18 protein-coding genes and 1 pseudogene are annotated in these 19,223 nt (G+C 22.5%); 11 read left to right on the top strand and 8 right to left on the bottom strand.

Annotated features, from left to right (window positions below; all coding sequences use genetic code 4):
- Positions 1 to 265: 265 nt before the first annotated feature.
- Positions 266 to 769 carry a hypothetical protein gene (locus ACXUB0_RS06195; protein ID WP_458258116.1) on the top strand — a complete coding sequence of 168 codons (504 nt, stop codon included), beginning with the start codon at positions 266 to 268 and terminating at the stop codon, positions 767 to 769.
- Between the two features lie 29 nt (positions 770 to 798).
- On the opposite strand, the pseudogene ACXUB0_RS06200 reads toward ACXUB0_RS06195, so the two are convergent.
- A pseudogene (locus ACXUB0_RS06200) lies at positions 799 to 2,038 on the bottom strand (IS256 family transposase).
- A 634-nt stretch (positions 2,039 to 2,672) separates the two neighbouring features.
- On the opposite strand from ACXUB0_RS06200, the gene ACXUB0_RS06205 reads away from it, so the two are divergent.
- The 8 genes from ACXUB0_RS06205 to ACXUB0_RS06240 all read left to right on the top strand — a co-directional run bounded on the left by ACXUB0_RS06205 (position 2,673) and on the right by ACXUB0_RS06240 (position 6,125).
- Positions 2,673 to 3,161, top strand: coding sequence for a hypothetical protein (locus ACXUB0_RS06205; protein WP_458258117.1), 489 nt, complete (start codon positions 2,673 to 2,675; stop codon positions 3,159 to 3,161).
- 11 nt (positions 3,162 to 3,172) lie between these two features.
- On the top strand, positions 3,173 to 3,301 hold the full coding sequence (locus tag ACXUB0_RS06210; protein ID WP_458258118.1) for a hypothetical protein: 129 nt from the start codon (positions 3,173 to 3,175) through the stop codon (positions 3,299 to 3,301).
- Positions 3,302 to 3,340: 39 nt separating this feature from the next.
- A protein-coding gene (locus ACXUB0_RS06215; protein ID WP_458258119.1) for an IS3 family transposase occupies positions 3,341 to 4,461 on the top strand; the annotation gives its coding sequence in 2 pieces (ribosomal slippage) (positions 3,341 to 3,617 and positions 3,617 to 4,461; 1,122 coding nt in all).
- A 106-nt stretch (positions 4,462 to 4,567) separates the two neighbouring features.
- Positions 4,568 to 5,092, top strand: a complete 525-nt coding sequence (locus tag ACXUB0_RS06220; RefSeq protein ID WP_458258120.1) for a hypothetical protein — start codon at positions 4,568 to 4,570, stop codon at positions 5,090 to 5,092.
- A gap of 117 nt (positions 5,093 to 5,209) precedes the next feature.
- On the top strand, positions 5,210 to 5,392 hold the full coding sequence (locus ACXUB0_RS06225) for a hypothetical protein (RefSeq protein WP_458258121.1): 183 nt from the start codon (positions 5,210 to 5,212) through the stop codon (positions 5,390 to 5,392).
- 3 nt (positions 5,393 to 5,395) lie between these two features.
- Positions 5,396 to 5,557 (top strand): hypothetical protein, encoded by a 162-nt coding sequence (locus tag ACXUB0_RS06230; RefSeq protein WP_458257587.1) that lies wholly within the window; start codon positions 5,396 to 5,398, stop codon positions 5,555 to 5,557.
- Positions 5,558 to 5,691: 134 nt separating this feature from the next.
- Entirely contained in the window at positions 5,692 to 5,928 is a 237-nt protein-coding gene (locus ACXUB0_RS06235) for a DUF3800 domain-containing protein (RefSeq protein ID WP_458258122.1), read from the top strand.
- Positions 5,919 to 6,125, top strand: a complete 207-nt coding sequence (locus ACXUB0_RS06240) for a hypothetical protein (protein ID WP_458258123.1) — start codon at positions 5,919 to 5,921, stop codon at positions 6,123 to 6,125. The genes ACXUB0_RS06235 and ACXUB0_RS06240 overlap by 10 nt, the downstream gene beginning before the upstream one ends.
- Before the next feature lie 999 nt (positions 6,126 to 7,124).
- On the opposite strand, the gene ACXUB0_RS06245 is transcribed toward ACXUB0_RS06240, so the two are convergent.
- The 3 genes from ACXUB0_RS06245 to ACXUB0_RS06255 form a co-directional block, all read right to left on the bottom strand.
- Positions 7,125 to 10,337: a hypothetical protein gene (locus ACXUB0_RS06245; protein WP_458258124.1), complete on the bottom strand. Its 3,213-nt coding sequence runs from the start codon at positions 10,335 to 10,337 to the stop codon at positions 7,125 to 7,127.
- On the bottom strand, positions 10,309 to 10,842 hold the full coding sequence (locus ACXUB0_RS06250; protein ID WP_458258125.1) for a hypothetical protein: 534 nt from the start codon (positions 10,840 to 10,842) through the stop codon (positions 10,309 to 10,311). Before ACXUB0_RS06250 ends, ACXUB0_RS06245 begins: the two co-directional genes overlap by 29 nt.
- A gap of 146 nt (positions 10,843 to 10,988) precedes the next feature.
- Positions 10,989 to 11,372 carry a hypothetical protein gene (locus tag ACXUB0_RS06255; RefSeq protein ID WP_458258126.1) on the bottom strand — a complete coding sequence of 128 codons (384 nt, stop codon included), beginning with the start codon at positions 11,370 to 11,372 and terminating at the stop codon, positions 10,989 to 10,991.
- A 123-nt stretch (positions 11,373 to 11,495) separates the two neighbouring features.
- Here ACXUB0_RS06255 and ACXUB0_RS06260 point away from each other — a divergent pair, with 123 nt between their 5' ends.
- Positions 11,496 to 12,671, top strand: a complete 1,176-nt coding sequence (locus ACXUB0_RS06260) for an Mbov_0401 family ICE element transposase-like protein (protein ID WP_458258127.1) — start codon at positions 11,496 to 11,498, stop codon at positions 12,669 to 12,671.
- 722 nt (positions 12,672 to 13,393) lie between these two features.
- Here ACXUB0_RS06260 and ACXUB0_RS06265 read toward each other — a convergent pair.
- The 4 genes from ACXUB0_RS06265 to ACXUB0_RS06280 are packed head-to-tail and all read right to left on the bottom strand — an operon-like array spanning position 13,394 to position 18,176.
- A complete protein-coding gene (locus tag ACXUB0_RS06265; protein WP_458258128.1) occupies positions 13,394 to 13,915 on the bottom strand; it encodes a hypothetical protein in 522 nt (173 codons plus the stop codon).
- Between the two features lie 20 nt (positions 13,916 to 13,935).
- Complete coding sequence (locus ACXUB0_RS06270; RefSeq protein WP_458258129.1) at positions 13,936 to 16,599, bottom strand: cation-translocating P-type ATPase; 2,664 nt, start codon at positions 16,597 to 16,599, stop codon at positions 13,936 to 13,938.
- A 2-nt stretch (positions 16,600 to 16,601) separates the two neighbouring features.
- The gene (locus ACXUB0_RS06275) at positions 16,602 to 17,498 is read right to left on the bottom strand and encodes an aldo/keto reductase (RefSeq protein ID WP_458258130.1); all 897 of its coding nucleotides are present in this window, start codon (positions 17,496 to 17,498) and stop codon (positions 16,602 to 16,604) included.
- 27 nt (positions 17,499 to 17,525) lie between these two features.
- Positions 17,526 to 18,176, bottom strand: a complete 651-nt coding sequence (locus tag ACXUB0_RS06280; RefSeq protein ID WP_458258131.1) for an NAD(P)-dependent oxidoreductase — start codon at positions 18,174 to 18,176, stop codon at positions 17,526 to 17,528.
- Between the two features lie 402 nt (positions 18,177 to 18,578).
- On the opposite strand from ACXUB0_RS06280, the gene ACXUB0_RS06285 reads away from it, so the two are divergent.
- The gene (locus ACXUB0_RS06285; RefSeq protein ID WP_458258132.1) at positions 18,579 to 19,220 is read left to right on the top strand and encodes a PGDYG domain-containing protein; all 642 of its coding nucleotides are present in this window, start codon (positions 18,579 to 18,581) and stop codon (positions 19,218 to 19,220) included.
- Positions 19,221 to 19,223: the final 3 nt, after the last annotated feature.

Raw genomic sequence — 19,223 nt, forward strand, 5'->3', positions numbered from 1 at the left:
TTAATATTACAAAATAAGAAAATAAAAACCTATTTACTTAAAATATTGATAATATAAAACATTACACACATTTATTTTCTACTTGACTTTTTAAAATTTAAATTATGGAATAAGTCTAGTTCTTTATTGCTTTATTTTTATAAAATTTTATAATCTCAATAGATATTTAGATTAATAAAAATGTAAAAACTTAAAAAAGGTTTTTTAACTATTGCTTTATTTTAAAAATAAATGAGTTTTTATGTTTAAACAAGAGGTATTTAAAATGAAGTATTTTAGTCCAACTTATTGATTTAAGTTACTAATATTAAGTGCACCATTTTTTAATGAAGAAACTACCAAATCAATTGATAATAAAGATATTAAAGATTGAACAAATACTAGTTTAGATTCAATAAGTGATCAATTAAATTTTATAATTAATAATCAAACAAATTTCATGAATTATCAACAATCTTTAAAAACACAAACATTAGATAATAATTTAAATTCAGAAAATTCAATAAATAAATATAAACCACATTATACATCTACGATGAAAAGAGATAATTATAATTTAAATCTAGAAGATATAATTCCACAAATACAAACATTTACTACAAAACAAGTACAAGAGTTTACTGAAGAACAAATGATAGTATTTGATGAAAAAAGACAATTAAATAATAATACTATAAAATTAATCAATAAAGAACAAGATTTACCAACAATTGCTAATCATACAGATGAAATTTCAAAAAATATTAAAATATCTTTAGAGGCTTTTTAGAAATCTGTGTATCTTTGTTTTACAAAGTACTAGTTAAGATTAATTCTATCTTCAAATTTTATCATAAAATGAGCAATTGCTGTATTTCAATTTTGAATGGGCATTGTTCATTTTTTTGTTATATTTTCAATTGCTAAATAAAATGTTTTCAATTCTTCCATATCATTAGGAAAAACTTTTTTATTTCTGATAACTTTTCGTAATTGACTATTAACAGATTCAATAGCATTTGTGGTATAAATTACTCTTTTAATTTCTGTTGGATAACTAATAAAAACTATCAAATTTTCTCAATTTTTATATCAAGATTTAGCAATTTGAGGATATTGTTTATTTCACTTATTTTCAAATGTTTCTAAAGCCTGCATTGCTTGTTCTTCACTACCATGCAGTATAAATTGGTTTTAAATCTGCAACTAGAGATTTTCTATGCTTATATGAGACATATTTCAAACTATTTCTAATTTGATGAACGATGCATAATTGATGTTCTGTTTTAGGATAAACTGATTGTATTGCTTCTGACATTCCTGTTAAATTATCACTACAAGCAATAAGAATATCATTTAAGCCTCGATTTTTCATTTCTGTGAAATTGGCTAATCAAAATTTAGAACCTTCATTTTCACTAATTCATAAGCCTAAAACATCTTTTTTACCTTCTAAATCAACTCCTAAAGCTATATACACAGATTTGTTAATAATGCGTTTATCTTGTCGTATTTTAACTACTATGCAATCAAAATAAACAATCGGATAAATACTATCTAATGGTCGATTTTGCCATGCTTTTACATCATCAATAACATCATCAGTAATTTGACTAATAACACTTTCACTAATATCAGCACCATGATATAACTCTTGTAATTGCATTCTAATATCTGATAATGTCATACCTTTTGCATATAAAGAAAGAACTTGTTGATCAAAACCATCAAATCTTCTTTGTCTTTTTGCAATTATTACAGGATTAAAATTACTATTGCGATCTCGTGGTACATCAATCTCAATTTTACCTTGTTGAGTTATTAATTTTTTTGAACTTATACCATTACGAGCATTGTCACTATTACTATGTTGATTCTTATCATATCCTAAATAATTTTGCATCTCAGAATTCAACATTTTTTCTACTAATCTTTTTGTTAATTCTTTATACAAACCTCCCTCTTTAAAAACTGTTGTTAAATCTTCAGTATTTTCTAATAATAAATCTACTGCTTTTGATATTGGATCATTATTATTAATATTTTGCTTTTTAGCCATCTGTAATTCACTCTTTCTAGTTTTATTATAGAATTAATTAAACATAGTTATTTTTGTAAGTTACACAAATTACTAAACATTACCTATCTTTTTATAACATATTATAAATTTTAATTAAATCTATAAATATTTATTTAAATGTTTTGAATAGTGTTGTTACTACTTCTATCGGTTCTTCCATTTTTAATAACACTAATGTTTTTGAAACTTCTACCACTTTTATACAAACTTCTGCTTTGGTTCTAGCTACAGTAACTTTATTTCATAATAGGCCGAATAAAAAATTGGTATATTTTATAAAAATGACATGAGAGATAAAACTCTCATTTTTAATTGTTGAACAATTATAATTAATTATTTTGATAAATCTGTACTTTATTAAAGTAATTAATTATTACATAACTAAATAAAAATTATTAAAGGCTATAGTGCAGATATAACTAATAGTAATTTTTGTGTTGCTCTTTTAAAACTTGATATTTTTTGGTTCCCTTCCCCTAGAACCCCTACCCTCCAAGGCTTTGCTACTTACAGTAGCATAAGCCTTACGTATAGTAGTAGAAGTATTTAGTTATTAGTATATAAGCCTTTTATCACTGTAGGTGATAAGGCTTATACATAGAAAGGATTCGTAATGATTAATGTTAATTTAGATATTAAAAATAAAGTAAGAGAAACAACTAAAGGTATGTTATTAGAAATTGGTGAATATGAAACATGATTTCCAATTAAAGATACTATTATTAATCAAAATAATAAAAAAATAACATTAAAAATAATTGAAGATTTTAATTATAAATTAGGTAAAAAATCAATTACAAAAGATATTGAAAGTATTAAAGGTAGTGAAATTTTAAAATATATTAAAAATATTTCAGATATTACTACAAATGAAAATAAATTAATATCTTGTGAATTTTATGAACAATATAATGGTTATTATATTTTTACAAATGATAAAAATCAAGAATGTTTTAAATATAACATTACATCAGAAAAAGATATGAAAAGTTTTAAAATAAATAATCCATATAAAGATAATGATTTAGTAATAAATTATATTGTTACACCAATGAAAGATATAAATACTCATAATGAAAAAATATTTTATTTAAAGTATTAAAGGAAAATAATATGTTATTAAATGTTGAAAAAATAGAATTAATTAAAAATTTATGTAATGAAAAATTACTTAAAAATAAAAAATATATTGAAATACAAGAAATTGGATGGGTTACACTTTATTGGACACTAATTACGTAGACAAGTGAACAAATTAGTGAAAAGAAAGGAAGTATAATTATGGCCAATATTAACTCATATTCAGATGAATTTAAAAAACAAATAGTAGCTTTATATCAAAGCGGTAAGTCAGTGTCTTGTCTTGCTAAAGAGTACAATGTTACAAGAGCAGCTACTTATAATTGAATTAAGCAATTTACTAATTCAGGTAGTTTTAAAACTAAAGATAATCGTTCTGTTGAAGAAAATGAATTAATTAAATTAAGAAAAGAATTAAAACAATTAAGAATGGAAAATGATATTTTAAAGCAAGCAGCACTAATAATAGGCAGAAAATAAAAATTATTGTCAAAAATAAAGTTAAATATAAAATTCGCACAATGTGTCGTTTTTTGAAAATATCTAAATCAACATATTATTTTAACTTAAAGAAAAAAGAAAATAAAATCAAAAATAATATGTATGATGAAGCTGTTATTAGTGCTTTTAAAGAAAATAAAGAAGTTTATGGTACTAGAAGATTAAAAAAAATTTTAGAAAACCAAGAAATTTATTTATCACGCAGAAAAATTAAAGAAATTATGAATAAGCATAATTTAATATCAAAATACACTAAATTATCATTCAAAAATCATCATAATAAAGTCAATAATAGTCAAATAACCAATCTTGTTAATAGAAACTTTAATAATAGGGTTAAAAACGAAGTTATTGTTAGTGATTTAACTTACGTTCAAGTTAATGGTAAATGAAACTATATTTGCCTATTAATAGACCTATTTAACCGCGAAATTATTGGACATAGTGTTGGAGTTAAAAAAGATGCATTACTAGTATATCAAGCATTTATGCAATCAAATCGCTGTTTAAAAGATATCCAAATATTTCATAGTGATCGAGGTAATGAATTTAACAATAAAATTATTAATAATCTTTTATTAGCATTCAATATTACTCGATCTTTAAGCAAAAAAGGTTGTCCTTATGATAATGCTGTTGCTGAAGCAACTTTTAAAACTTTCAAAACTGAATTTATTAATGATAAAAATTTTACATCATTAATCCAATTAAAATTAGAATTATTTGATTATATCAATTGATACAACAACATAAGAATCCACAGCACTTTAAACTACTTAACTCCTATCAAATATCAAGAACAAGTGTCTACCAAAAAATAGTCCTAAAAAGTGTTGCCATTCCATAAATTTGAAATAAATAAACTTTTTAATAGACTTTATGAATTAGAAAAGTGATATGAAGCTATTATAAATGGAGAATTTGATAATGAATAATTATTTACTTTCAATTGACCCAAGTATTAAAAATACTGGATTTACTTTTTGAGAAAATAGAAGACCAATATTAGTGAAAAGTTGTAGTTTTAAAAAAAATAGTAACGATTTTATAAATATAACTAATGTTTTATATGAATATTATTATTTACGAAATTTACGAATTAATATTTTTTATGAACATTTAAATTTAATTATTGAACGTGGTACTTTTCATTCAAAAAATGGTATTGGTTATGAAACTCAAGAACATTTAAGAGGTTTTATTGCTGGACAATTTAATAAATTATTAACAAAAAATATGTTAATAAGTCCTTCTTCATGAAAAAAATGATATAAAAGTCAATCATTTATAAATATTTTAATTAATGATGAATGAGATAAAGAAAGTTCAATAAGACTAGCAACAGTATTAATTGAACAAAATAACTGAAATATAACTATATCAAATCATGATGAAGCAGATAGTTTATTAATTGGTTGATATTATTTAAATAAGGAGAATAAAAATGACTAAACAAGATATTTTAGAAATAATAGATAAATTAAAAGAATTAAAAAATTTAAATGGATTAACTATTAATATAAATATTGAAGATATTAATATAGAAAATAATTAAGGAGTATTTGATTAATGCAAAAACAAAAACAAGAAAAAGTATTACTTAAATGTATTGTTAAAGATTGTAATAGTAAAGTATTAGTTACTTTAAAAACTTTAAATATAGAAGATAGTGTAGTTCAATTTTTTAATATGTGTTATTTTCATAAAAAACAATTTAAAAATAAAGTAAAAGAAATAACAAATAAGGAGTAAATAATGACTAAAGAAATTGAACAAAAAATTATAGAATTTACTAATCAAATAAGTCATAAATTAAATACAACTGAACAACAAGTATTAAATAAAATTATTAATAATTATATAAATTTAAGTAAAACTTTAAATAAAATAACAGATAATCATATAAATAATCATTAAATTATCTATATTAAATATAGAAAATATGATTTAATTAATAAAGAGAAATTACTCATTCCTAAATAATTTCTCTTTTTTTATTTTTTTAATTTATAATATTATTAACTAATAAAAATAGGAATTAGTTTTTATTTATGAGTAATAATGAGTATTGAATATTTATTGATGATAGCGGTAATCTTGAATTATCAGATAAAGAAACTAAATATTTTGTATATGGAGCATTATTGTTTAATAATAAAAATGATTTAGAAAATTTTAAAGAAGAATATGAAGGAACTTTAATTATTTATTTTGGTGATAATGTTGAAAAAAAAGGAGCAGATGATATTGAAGATAAAAAAAGAGAAAAAATATATAATTGATATTAAATAATAATTGTAAATTATTTGCAATCATTGTAGAAAAAGATAAAACATATAAATTAAAAGTTATTGAAGAAAATTATAAAAAATCAACGAAATCTAAAAAAAAGAAAAAAACTGAAAGAAGAAAAGAATATGGTTTACATAAATCTTATTTAATTGCACAATTAATAACAATAAAAAATAAAAATATTAAATTATAATATATCAAATTTCATATTTTTTCTGATAAAGAAACTATTTTTATTAAAGGAAAATATGATACTCTAGAAGAATATTTAAAAAATGGTAATTCTATATTAAAAGAGTTTTCTAATTTTAATTATATATATAAAATGAAAGATTCAAAAACTGATTATTGTATACAAGGTGCTGATTTTATTGCAAATGCTTTATATAAATTTTATAATAAAAAAAATGATAAATGAGTTAATTATATTACTGTGAAAAAATGTATAAATTTAAAATTTTTACCTTGAAATCATTATAAAAATTTATAAAATATGATATAATTTAAATTAGAGAAGATAGCCGTAGAAATAAATTTTTAATTTTATTTTGTAGAGCGGTGATATATGATGAATTTCATGTCTTCTTTTTTTATTTAAATAAATATAAAAAAAGTTACCAATTAAGGTAACTTTTTAATTAGGTGCCAACCTAATTATTTAGAACTAATATAATAAATTTGAGAACTTTTTTATTTCATATACTTACAAAAGTAAGTATTTTTATTATACATTGTTTAAGATTGCGGGGAAATATTATTTTGATTAGATTTTCTTTTAAATTTAAAAAATAGATTTTAATTTTGGGAATTTTTGAATTAATTTTAAAATTATTGGAATAAAATAAAAATATAATAACTCAATACATGCAAAAATGATAAATATATAATAAACATTTTTTATATTTAAATTATTAGCAAAAAAATAAAAAAGTAAAGGACATATAAGAAAAAAAGTTAAACTAGCATATATATATATATATATATTTTAAAATTCTTATTATCACAAAAACGAATAAATAATTTGTATGGTACAAACATTAGAAATAAAAATGTTAGAGATATAGCGATTGAAATTGTGTAAGGAGAATTTATAAAATCATTTCATCATGGTCAAAATTCATTACGATTTAAAAAAAACATTTTTATTCACTTCCTAGAATCTACAATTTAATTATATTTTAATTTTACCAAATTATCTTGCATTTAAAACTATTTTATTAATATTAGATTTAATATTTGATATATATCTATATGCTCAACTTTTATCGGGTTCTCTTTGTGCAGAATTGGTATATTCTATTTTACCTAAATTACCTTGTAAATAAATAATTCAATTTAATTTTTCAGAGTTATTAACTATACTAAATGCTATAGGATAATCATTACTTATTTTTTGTTGATAAGAATCATAAGACTTCTTAATTTTTAAATCAAATGCATAATCACATAATGAATATGAAGTAAAAACATTATAATTACTAATACTTTTATAATAAGCATTTGCAAAATAATCAGTAACTTCTTTAGGAGCAACTGTTCCAAATTTACTAAAAAATTCAGAATCTGGAAAGTTACCTTTGTTTATTTTTAAATCTTTTAAATTAATAGTTATACTTGTAGTTTCTTCTTTTGATGGACTAAAAGTTTCACTATTAATATCAATAGTAGTTAAATCAGAATTCTTAGAATTTGATATTGTTTCAAACTTATAACTATAATATATTGTTATACTTTTATAAAATCTTTGTAAATCATTAAAAGTATTAATTAATAATGTAGGGTCTAATAAAGAATTTAAATCTATTTCATATTTACTAAATTTACTTGTATTTTTATCTTCTCATTCTTTTATATTACTATATCCGTTTTTTATTAAAAATACATCATTTGCTGTTATTTCTATTTTTAAATCTGGATTAATAATTATTGATTTTGCTATATTTTGTGGACTTGGTGGTAATATTTTGGCTGGATAACTAAATGTTGTTTCTTCACTTTCTGAATATTCATCATGATTTAATTTATATAAAGTTGTTCAATTAAAAGCATTACCAGTTAAATAACCCATATTATTATAACGAAATTGAGCAACTGATATTTCATTATAATCACCTTGATAAGTAAAAGGATTATCACTATAAAATGTATGTCTTTCTTCACCTTGATGTAATGATTGAGTTACAATTGTATCAATAATATAAGCATAATTTGAACCATCAATAACTCCATTACTTGTTGGATTTCATTGACATTCAGTATCTTCATTAGTTAATGGTGAAGCTATATCTAAAAACTCTGTATCTTCTGCTAAAATATAAACTTTATTATTTTTCTTTTGTGATAAATCAACAGTTGATATTTGTTCTTTTACAGTTAATTTCTTACCAGTAGTAGGGTCTCATGGATAAACACTTACTCTATCACTTAATTTCATTGTCATAGCAGTTGTTGAAACATTTGCACCTAATAATTTACCAATAGTAAAATCATTATCATTTGTAAATGCATTTAAAGGAATTAAACCACCATTACCAATAATACTTTCTAAATTACTTGTAAAAAATGCACTCATAAAACCATTAAAATATAACATTTTTTTATATTGTTGAACATTTTGAGTAATAACTCAACTACTTCAAATACCTAATGTTAAAGCATTTAATAATTTACCAATTAAAGGAATATCACTTAAAGCAAAAGGTAATCATTGATTTGAATCATAAGGCATTTGTATTAAAGGACTAAATACTACACTATTAAAATTTAATATTGCTGACATATATTTTTGACTTATTTTTGAATAATCAACAGTTGGACTTCCTATAATTAATCCAGATTCTGGGTCTTTATATTTAAAATTACTACTCATATCTACATTATAATTACCCGTTAAATTATTTATATTTCATTCACTATCTCAAAAGAATTTTGCTTCTCCAATTGCTGTACCATTATTTTTTGTTGCTTTATCTTTATCAAATGCTAACATACCTTTAAAATCTTTTGTTACAAATAAATTATCTTGAAAATTTAATGAAGTTTTTAATCATTCTGTAAAATTTTTAAAATTAGTAAATCCAGTAGGTTTTGCATCCATAATATTATAAAATGTAGTTTCTGGATGACTACTTGTTGTTATTTTATCATTTATTCCAGCAAGTAAACCACCATTAGTTTTAATATTAGTTGTAGATTTTTCATTATTACCAGCAATAAATAATCTTCTTGAAGCAAATACTTTACTTTCAAATATTTCTTCATTATTTTGTTGAATAGGTTCATCATATAAAGTTGATTGATAAGTTGCATTTTCATTTTTAGGATTAGTTAAAAAATCTTTTGCTCTTGCTTCTTTAATTTCTGCAAGTGTAGGCATAGTTGGTCTAATTAAATACATTAAATTAGGTCTAATAGCACTTGGTAAAGCAAATAAACATTTACCAATAATTTTAATATTATCTGTATCATTATCTAATTTTTGTCTTATTTTAGTAAATGAAATAGGCATACCTCACATATATCTATTAACTACAAATCCATGTGTATTTTTTAAACTATAATCTTTTTCTAAATGCATTGCTTTTTCAGTATCATGAATAAATTCTTGTTCTAAATAAAAACTTTCTCAAAATTCCATACCAGCAATTAAACTTGTATATCTTCTACCATACGCTAATGTATCTGCTGAAATTTGACTATAATTTAAAACCGTAAATGCTTTTGATAATCCTAAATTACTATCAATACCAGTTGCTCCCATTAAATCTTCTCTATTAGTTCCTACAGTAATATAATTTACTAATTTAATTAATTTATTATTTCTTGCTCAAATTGTATAATAAGCTTCTTTTGCTTGTTCTGCATTCATATTAATTAAATCTAAAGGTAATACTAATGATTTAGCAATAGCATAATCTTGAATACCATTTAAAAATATTAATTCTAAGTTTTCACCTAAATTTCTCATAAATGAAGCTGTTCAATTTGAAACAATTTGTACTGCAATATCTTTTGGTGCTTTCATAAATCTTTCAATATCAAATTCTGGAATTTCAAAATCAATTGTTAAATATTTATTAATTTCTAATTTAGTTGTATAAACATCACCTTTTTGTCTTTTAGTACCTTTATCTCATGTTCATGTTGAACCTCATAATACACGTACTGTTGCTCTATATATTGCTATAGCAACACCAGCCATTTCACCAATTTGAGAAGCACTACAAGTTCCACGCATAAACATTGTTGATTTTTCACTTGTTAATTCACCACGTACTTGTGCTTCAAGTACACTTAAAATAGCATTTTCTGTTGGATTATTACCTTTAATAAAAATGCTTCAGGTATTTTTATTGCTCCCATAATAAAACTTCTTTCTATTTACTAATAGATTGAAAAGCTTCATTTCTAGTAATTTCAACTAAATCTTCTAATTCTTTTTTATTAGTCATTCCTTGTGTCGTTGCTTTATTTTTTAAATCTTGAGCAATTTTAAAATGGTCTAATGAATTATTATGTAATTTTAAAATTAAATCAGTAGGATTAATTGAATTATCTTGTTGTTTATTTTCTTGTTTAATAACTTCTGTTTTATCAATTAAAAAATCTTTATAATCTTCATTTATTTTATTAAATGCTTCTTGTTTAGATAAAGATTTATAATTATCAGTACTCATTAAATTTTTAATTAAATTTACTTTTTTAGTATCTTTAATATTTGAAAATAATTGTTGCTCTTCAAAACTATTAATTTTATTTTCATATTCTTTTAATTTTGTTTCATATTCACTTAATTTAGGTTCAATATTTTTTTTACTTTCAGCATATACTACATTTCTATGTTGTTTTAGTAAATTTTTAACATCATCTAAACTATAATTCTCTTTTTCATCAAAAGTAAAATCACTCATACTTTTAATCTCCCTTTTTATTAAATTTTAATAATTCACTTGGTTAATAGGTCACTTTTATATATGTTATTTAACATATTCACTTTATTATATTATATCATTTTTCCCTTTAAAATAAAGAAAAAACCTATAATAAATATAGGTTTTTAATCATTATTTTCTATTTTTCTTGGTTCACAAATATTAATAATTATATTACTATTATTTGTTTCTATATCTTGATTATCTATTAAATCATCAAACATTTCTCTATGATTTGTTCTTAAATATAATCATTCATATTGTGCAACTTTAGTTACATTTTTTAATCGTGCAATTCCTATTTTAAGACATGCTTTATCATATTCTTTAATAAAATCTTTTTGTCATTTTGTCGACCTTCTTCGGCAATCAAATATATATTTATTATCCACATTTAAAATATAATTTAATTCTTGTTTAGTACATTTTTTTAAATTATCTTTATTTTCTCTTAAATATTCTTGTATTTTTTCTTTATAATTTCCTAATTCTTTTCTTTTTGCTGGCATATTATATCACCTATATTCAATAATTTATATATTAATTATAACATTTTAACTAAATCATTTTCCAACACTCACTAGTTAATTATTGTTATACTCAAAGTCATGTATTTAGAAAGGAATAATTTTATGCCTTGAAAAAATGATAAATATGATTATGATACTTTTGATATTGAATATGCAAATCAAAAATTAGAAGATTATAATAAAGATTTATTAGATTATGATTATTATTGATATAAAAATAAATATGATAAAACTAAATTTAAATTAATACAAAGAAGAATGAAATTATTAATTAATCCTTTTGGAAAATCTTATCTTCCATTACGGATATATAAAAATTTAGAAACAAATGAAAATATAATTCCAGTTAAACAAGCAATAGGAATTAAAAAATATAAAAATTGTACTAATAATTTAACATTATTTATAATTAAACAAATACATAAAGGTAAAAGACAATGTGATATTAAAGATATGTTACCTTATTGTAATATTTCTAAACAAACTTATAGTAATATAATAAAAAATACAAAAATTGAAATTCAATTACCAATAAATAAATATGAAGTTAAAGATTATTTACATATTGATATGGATGATTGTTTTGAATATTTAGCAAATGAAAAAGGAATAATTGAAAAATATTGTATTAGAATTTTCAGTCTTTATACTCATAAAATTAATATTTATAAAAATAGGAATCAATTACAAAATAAAACATGAGCATATATGATTTTTAAACCAAGTGATAATATAACTCAAGATAAAGTATATGATTTTATATATACAACTAGTATTAATCATTATAATATTAAAATTAATCATTTTACTGATATATTTTGACAAAATAATAATTTAATTATTGGTGGAGATGGTGCATTATGAATTAGAGCAATGGCAAAATGATTTGGTGGAAAATATGTATTAGATTGTTTTCATGGTATTAGTTATTTATGAAAAGCATTTATTAATGTAAAAGGTAAGAAAAAAGCAGATACAAATTGACCTAATTATTTTGATACATCATTTAATTTTAAAAATGGTAATTATAATGAATTACTTGATATTTTAAAACCTAATGTTGATAAAAAAACATTTAATTACTTTGCTAATAATGAACAAGGAATTATTAATCAAGGTAAAGATTGAAATATTGGTTGTCATGCTGAAAGTACTGTTTCACATTTAGTTAAATCTTTAAAAGGTTATGGTGCAAAATCATATAATTATAAAACATTTGTAAATATGTTAAATACAAGAATTGCTCATATAAATAATCAAAATATTATTATTTGTTAATTTTATAAAATTAAATAAATCTAAACCTAAATAGTTAGGAATTTTTAAATTATATTAATAAAAATGTGGTACAAAATACTTTCATTTTTATCTATAATATGTTATAATTGTTGTAACAATTAAAGATATTTTTCTCTCATAGAAAATATACTTTATACGCATTTTTTAAACGACCTCATAATAACACTTTTTCTTTTGAAATATCAAATACTGTAGCTATCTTTATTTCATTTTCTAAATGCTTTTAACATATCTTTTGCTTCTTTTGTTCCTAATTTTAATGATTTAATTTTTTGTTTTCATAACTCTAATTCTTATCACTCTTCTTCTCTAACTTATGTTCATGATTTCAGTATTGCTGTTAATTCATCAAATATTTTCTTTGTTCCCACACATAAACCATATATTAACCTTGCAATATTAATTCAAATAGTTCCATAATGAATAAATTTTCCTTCTTAATTAAAATAAAAAAATATAAATCTTTTAAAAATAAAATAATAAGGTTTTAAAAACTATATTAAAATTTAATATTTAATTCTAATTATTATTATAAATATAAAAGGAGGTATTATGAAAGTTTTTAAACGTATCATTACTGCTATTTCTGTACTTTTATGTATTACAATTATTTGAATTCCTATTCATTTTTTCTTAAAAATTTTAATATATGGAGATAAACGAGAAAATCAAAGAAATTAATAGTAAAAATATAACTTAAATTACACTTCCAATAAAAAATTATTTATTTTTTCAAAAACAATATTCATATTTAATTTCTTAGGTTTAAAAGAACCATTGTTATTAATTTTCATAAACATTTCTTTATACCACAAAGAAAGTTGTTCATAAAAATCTTTATTTATTTTATCCTTATTTTTAATTGTCATCATCATAATTTCATATCAATTTAAATTACATTTATATGGCTGAAAACCTTTTAAATCTCATTGTATGCAACATTCAATAATTAAAAAATCAGGAGTTGCAACAAATTCAAAATCATTGTATTTAGTATAACATTTAAATAATGAATTAACATAATGATTTCGTTTTTGCATTTCTAATTCTCATTTACATAAAAGTAAATTAAAGTAGTTGCGTTCCAAATCTAAAAATGGTTGCATTGCCATATTTGTAATTTTTTTATTTAAACAATGATCATACATTAGTAATTCCTTACGTAATGCAGTTAAACTCATATCTGGTGTATAACTAAATAATTCATACGGAATAATTCTCATTATTAATTTTCCATTCTATATTATTTAACTTTTACTTTATTTTGTTCTTTTTTAATTAATTTATTAACTAAAAGTCTAATTCCTTTATACACTTCTAATAATCACATTGGTATTGTTGATAAAGCAATACAAAGTAATCAATCAACTGCACGAAAACCAGCACCAATACCAAAAGCATTGCTAACAACAGGTGTAAAAATAATAAAAGTATTAATAGCAAAAGCACTAATCGCCGCAACTCAAATATATTTATTTTTTCAAGTAATCTTATTAAAAATACTTGTATTAGCACCTGAAACAAAAGAAAATGCATAAAAAACAGGAACATTAGTCATTATAACAAAAACAAAAACAAAACCTTCACTATTATTTTCATGTAAAATTTGAGGTAAAAAATGAAAAGATAATAGTAACAAGGTACTTAATATTATACTAACAATACCAATAAATCCTCAACTACCAGTAAGAATTCTATCATTCCGTTTCGTTGGTTTTCTAAGCATTAAATCAGGGTTATTAGGTCCCATTGACATTGGAATTGCAATAACAGATTCAACAATTAAATTAATTCATAAAATTTGAATTGGTTGCAATAATTCATTTCATCCAAAAATAGCACCAATAACAATTGAAAATACTTGGGCCATATTAGTAATTAAAATAAAAATAACAATTCTTTTAATTTTACTGTAAATATTACGCCCTTCTTCAATAGCATCAACAATAGTAGCAAAATTATCATCAGTTAATACTATTTGTGAAGATTCTTTAGCAACATCGGTTCCCGTAATACCCATCGCTACTCCAATATCTGCCGCTTTTAAACTAGGAGCATCATTAACACCATCACCAGTCATCGAAACAACCTTATTATGACTCTGTAATGCTTTAACAATCTTAACTTTATGTTCAGGAGAAACACGAGCAAAAACTCGATATTGATTAATATTAGCATTAAATGATTCTTCTGGAATATCATCAATTGTATTACCACTAAGTGCTTGTGTTTTATTTTCAATCAAACCTAATTCTTGACCAATAGCAACAGCAATATTTAAATGATCACCAGTAATCATAATTGTATCAATACCTGCTTTTTTAGTTTTAACTAAAGAATCTTTAACTTCGTTTCTTGACGGATCAATCATTCCAACTAATCCTAAAAAAGTTAAATTACTTTCAATTTCACTAATATTACTATAATCTTTCGTATTATTAACAGTTTTATAACTTGCTCCTAAAACACGTAATGCTGAATTTGACATTTCTTCCATACTTGCAATTATTTCTTTTTTAATTTGTGCAGTTAATACTACCCTTTCGTTATTAATAAGCGTATGAGTACAAATATTAATCATATTATCAACCGCGCCTTTAACAAAAACATAAGTTTCTTTATCGTATTCATTAATTGTTGACATTAATTTACGATTGGAATCAAAAGGTATTTCATGAACTCGAGTATGTTTATCACTAAGTGCCTTTGTTGGAAACTTTAATGTTTCTGATCAATTAATAAGTGCTGCTTCTGTTGGATCACCAATAGTTTTATTTTTACTAACTTCACTATTATTACATAATACTAAACAATCTAAAAATAATTGTTCTTGTTTAGTTTTCTTTTTAAAGTCATTACTATCATTAACTGATTTTGTTAAATAATATTTTTTAACAGTCATTTTATTTTGTGTTAAAGTTCCGGTTTTATCAGAACAAATAATATCAACTTGACCTAATGTTTCAATAGCAGGTAAATGTTTAACAATAGCATGTTTTTTTGCCATTCTTGAACTTCCCAGTGATAATGAAACGGTGACAATAACTTGCAAACCTTCAGGTATTACTGCTATTGTTAAAGCAATTCCAAAAATTAAAGCATTAATAGCAGGTACTTTAATTAAGAAAAATTGTAGTAAAAACATAGCTAAACCTAATAATAAAGCAAAAACTGAAATTATTCTAATTAAAAAAGACATTTGTCGCGTTAATGGTGATTTAGGTTCTTTTTCTTCTTGTAATAACTTAGTTATTTTTCCAATTTCAGAAGTTTTTGCTGTTGCATAAACTAAACCAAGACCACTACCTGTCGCAATAGAAGTAGACATAAAAGCAAGATTAGTTCTTTCACCAATTGATAATTTTTCTTCAGTTAATGCTTCAGTAGTTTTACTAATTAAGGTTGATTCACCAGTTAAAAGTGATTCATTAGTACGTAAATTATAAGACTGAATAATACGCAGATCAGCAGGTACAAACATTCCAGCATCTAAATAAACCAAATCACCTACCACTAAATCTTTAGCATCAATATCGTATTTATTACCATTACGAATTACTACTGCTTGTGAAGAAACTAATTTCTTTAAAGAGTCCAAAGAAGCTGCAGCTTTTACTTCTTGATAAGTAGTCAAAGTAGCATCAACAATTACAATTAAAAAAACAACTAATGCTTCTTGTCATTGACCAATAACAGTAGCAATAATTGCTAATGCAATTAATACTAAAACAAATGGTTCAATAAAATGTGCTAAAACTATTTTTCAAATTGGCTTTTTTTTCGTAACTGGTAATTGATTAGGTCCTGTTTCTATTAGCAATTGAGCTGCAGCTTCTTCAGTTAAACCTGTAACAAAATTAGTATTTAATTTTTTTGCTAATTCCTTAGTTGTATCATTTCAAATCACAATTATTTAACCCCCTTTTTAAATTTAATCCATCATAATTCCTTTTCAAAATTTTTATCATTAGATTGTGGGCCTAAAGCAGTTTGTGGTAATTTTTGAATTTTTAACATTTCTTCTTCTGTTAGTTCAAAACCCCCAATATCGGGATTACTAATAATTCGCTCTGGATTAGTTGATTTAGGAATAACTACTTGACCCAATTGTCAAGCTCATCTTAAAGCAATGTGACTAGTAGTAACCTTGTATTTATTTGCTAATTCTTGTAATAATGGTATTTCATCTGCTCTACCACCTAGCATTGTTCTTCATGAAGTAACAGCAATATTATTCTCGTAACAAAATCTATTGTGTTTTTTTTGATTAAAACCAGGATGTGTTTCAATTTGATTAATTGCTGGTTTTATTTTTATTTTTTTTAAAAAATCTTTTAATTGTGAACTATTAAAATTTGAAACACCAATTGCCCTAACTTTACCATATTCATAAAATTCTTCTAAGGCTCTTCAACATTCAAAACTTTGTTTAGTTGGTCAATGAATTAAACATAAATCTAAATAATCTAGTTTTAAACGAGTCAGGATACCACGCAAAGCATCTTTAGTAAGTTCATATTCATGATTGTCATTTCAAATTTTAGAAGTAATAAATAAATCTTCCCTTTTAACTTCTGGATTTTCTGCTAAAAAATCTTTAATTGCATTACCAATTATCTCCTCGTTTTTATAATATTCTGCAGTATCAATATGACGATAACCATTTTGCAAAGCACAAATTACTGAATTATAAATAGATTTACTAACAACCATTAAATATGTACCTAATCCAAATTGAGGAATTTTGACACCATTATTTAGAGTTATCGTTTTTTGTAAAATTTGTTCTTTTGTAAGTTTTACCATTTGTCTAATATCCTTTCAAACAAAATATTAATTATAACCCGCTGTAAAACGTTTTTTAATAAATTTTTGTTCTTTAATCTCATTAATAATAGCAATTGCAGCATCACCATAACTAATCTCGCTTTTTCCTTCTTTATTAACAATTAAATGATTGTTACCAATTTTAAATTTACCTAAAGTTGGTAATTCTGGGTCATAGTATAAAGAAGGGCTAAAATATGTTCAATTAATGTCACTGCTACGATAAGTAGCTAATGCTTGAACTTGTTGTTGTGCATGTTCTTTTCATGCTTCAGGAAATACACTTGTTTCTACTAATATTTCATTCTTATCATCTAACAAACTACCAGCACCACCAACAATTAATAACCTTTTAATATTTTGACATTCATGCATGATAGTAATTAAGTTTTTAGCAACTTGCTGATGAATATTTTGGGGATTATCAATAGTAGGGCCGTAAGCACTAATTAAAATATCAACATCATTAACAACCGCTTTAATACTACTTTTATTAGTAAGATCAGCTTTTTTAATGGTCAATCGATTATCATTATTAAGAATTGGCATTTTAATAGGATTTCTAGTAATGGCAACAACTTGATATCCCTGTTTTAAAGATTCTTTAGTTAAAGCAAGTCCCGATTTTCCTGATGCTCCAATAATTCCGATTTTCATAGTTAATACTCCTTTTCAAACTTAATTTTAACGAAGAGTCAATAATATACTATAGTAATTATAGCATAAGTACACCTTATATTAGGTATTAGTTTGGGCGTTAGTAAATCATAAAATTATGATTTTAATTTATAATATTGCTACTTTTACTCATAAATTTACAATTATATATAATAATTTAATTACAAAAATATTTTAAAAAAAGATAAAAAAATGATATTATTAATAATAATTTATTAAATGTTCATTACTAATATAGATATTTTTATCTATATTAGTTTTTTTAATTTTATTAAATTATTTTAAAAAAATAAAGATAAATATTGAAATTTAAAATTTACTATATGTTTATTTTTAAAATAAAGTCTTTATTCAAAAAAACAAAAAGATGAAGGAGAAAAAATGTTATTTAAAGAAAATACAGAAAATTCAAATGTTACATTTTGTATTAAAAACCCTACTGTAAAATATGAATTTCAATTACATCAAGATAATAATCCATTAGAAATTGAAACACTAGAAAAAGTAACAGTAATTTGTCATCGCGGTGATTATATTATTACAGGAGTTATTGGTGAACATTGAGTTGTTAACCAAAAAAAATTTAAAACTACTTATATTCCAGTTATTAATAATATAAGTAAGGGGGAAGCTTGAGCAAATCCCGATTCTAAAATAAAAATAGTTAATCTTAATAAAGATAATAAAAGTGGAGAATTATCACTACCTTGGGGTCCAAATGGTACTAAAAAAGAAGTACAATATACTAAAGAAGATGTTTTAATTTGAGATGAAGATGGATATTGATATCCTTGCAAAAAATCAGTGTTTGAAAATACTTATTTAATTAGTCAATCTAAAACAGAACTTGAAGAACAATTTCAAAATTTACTTAAATTAACAAATAATGATGATAATTTAGAAACTCAAGATGTAAGTTCAAATAGTGAAACAAGATTGAATGTTAATGAAATTAATAATTTAATGCCTTTATCAACAAATACAACAATATATAATTCACAAACACCAAAAAATTTGAACTAAAAA

The sequence above is a fragment of the Spiroplasma endosymbiont of Dactylopius coccus genome, assembly GCF_977110965.1.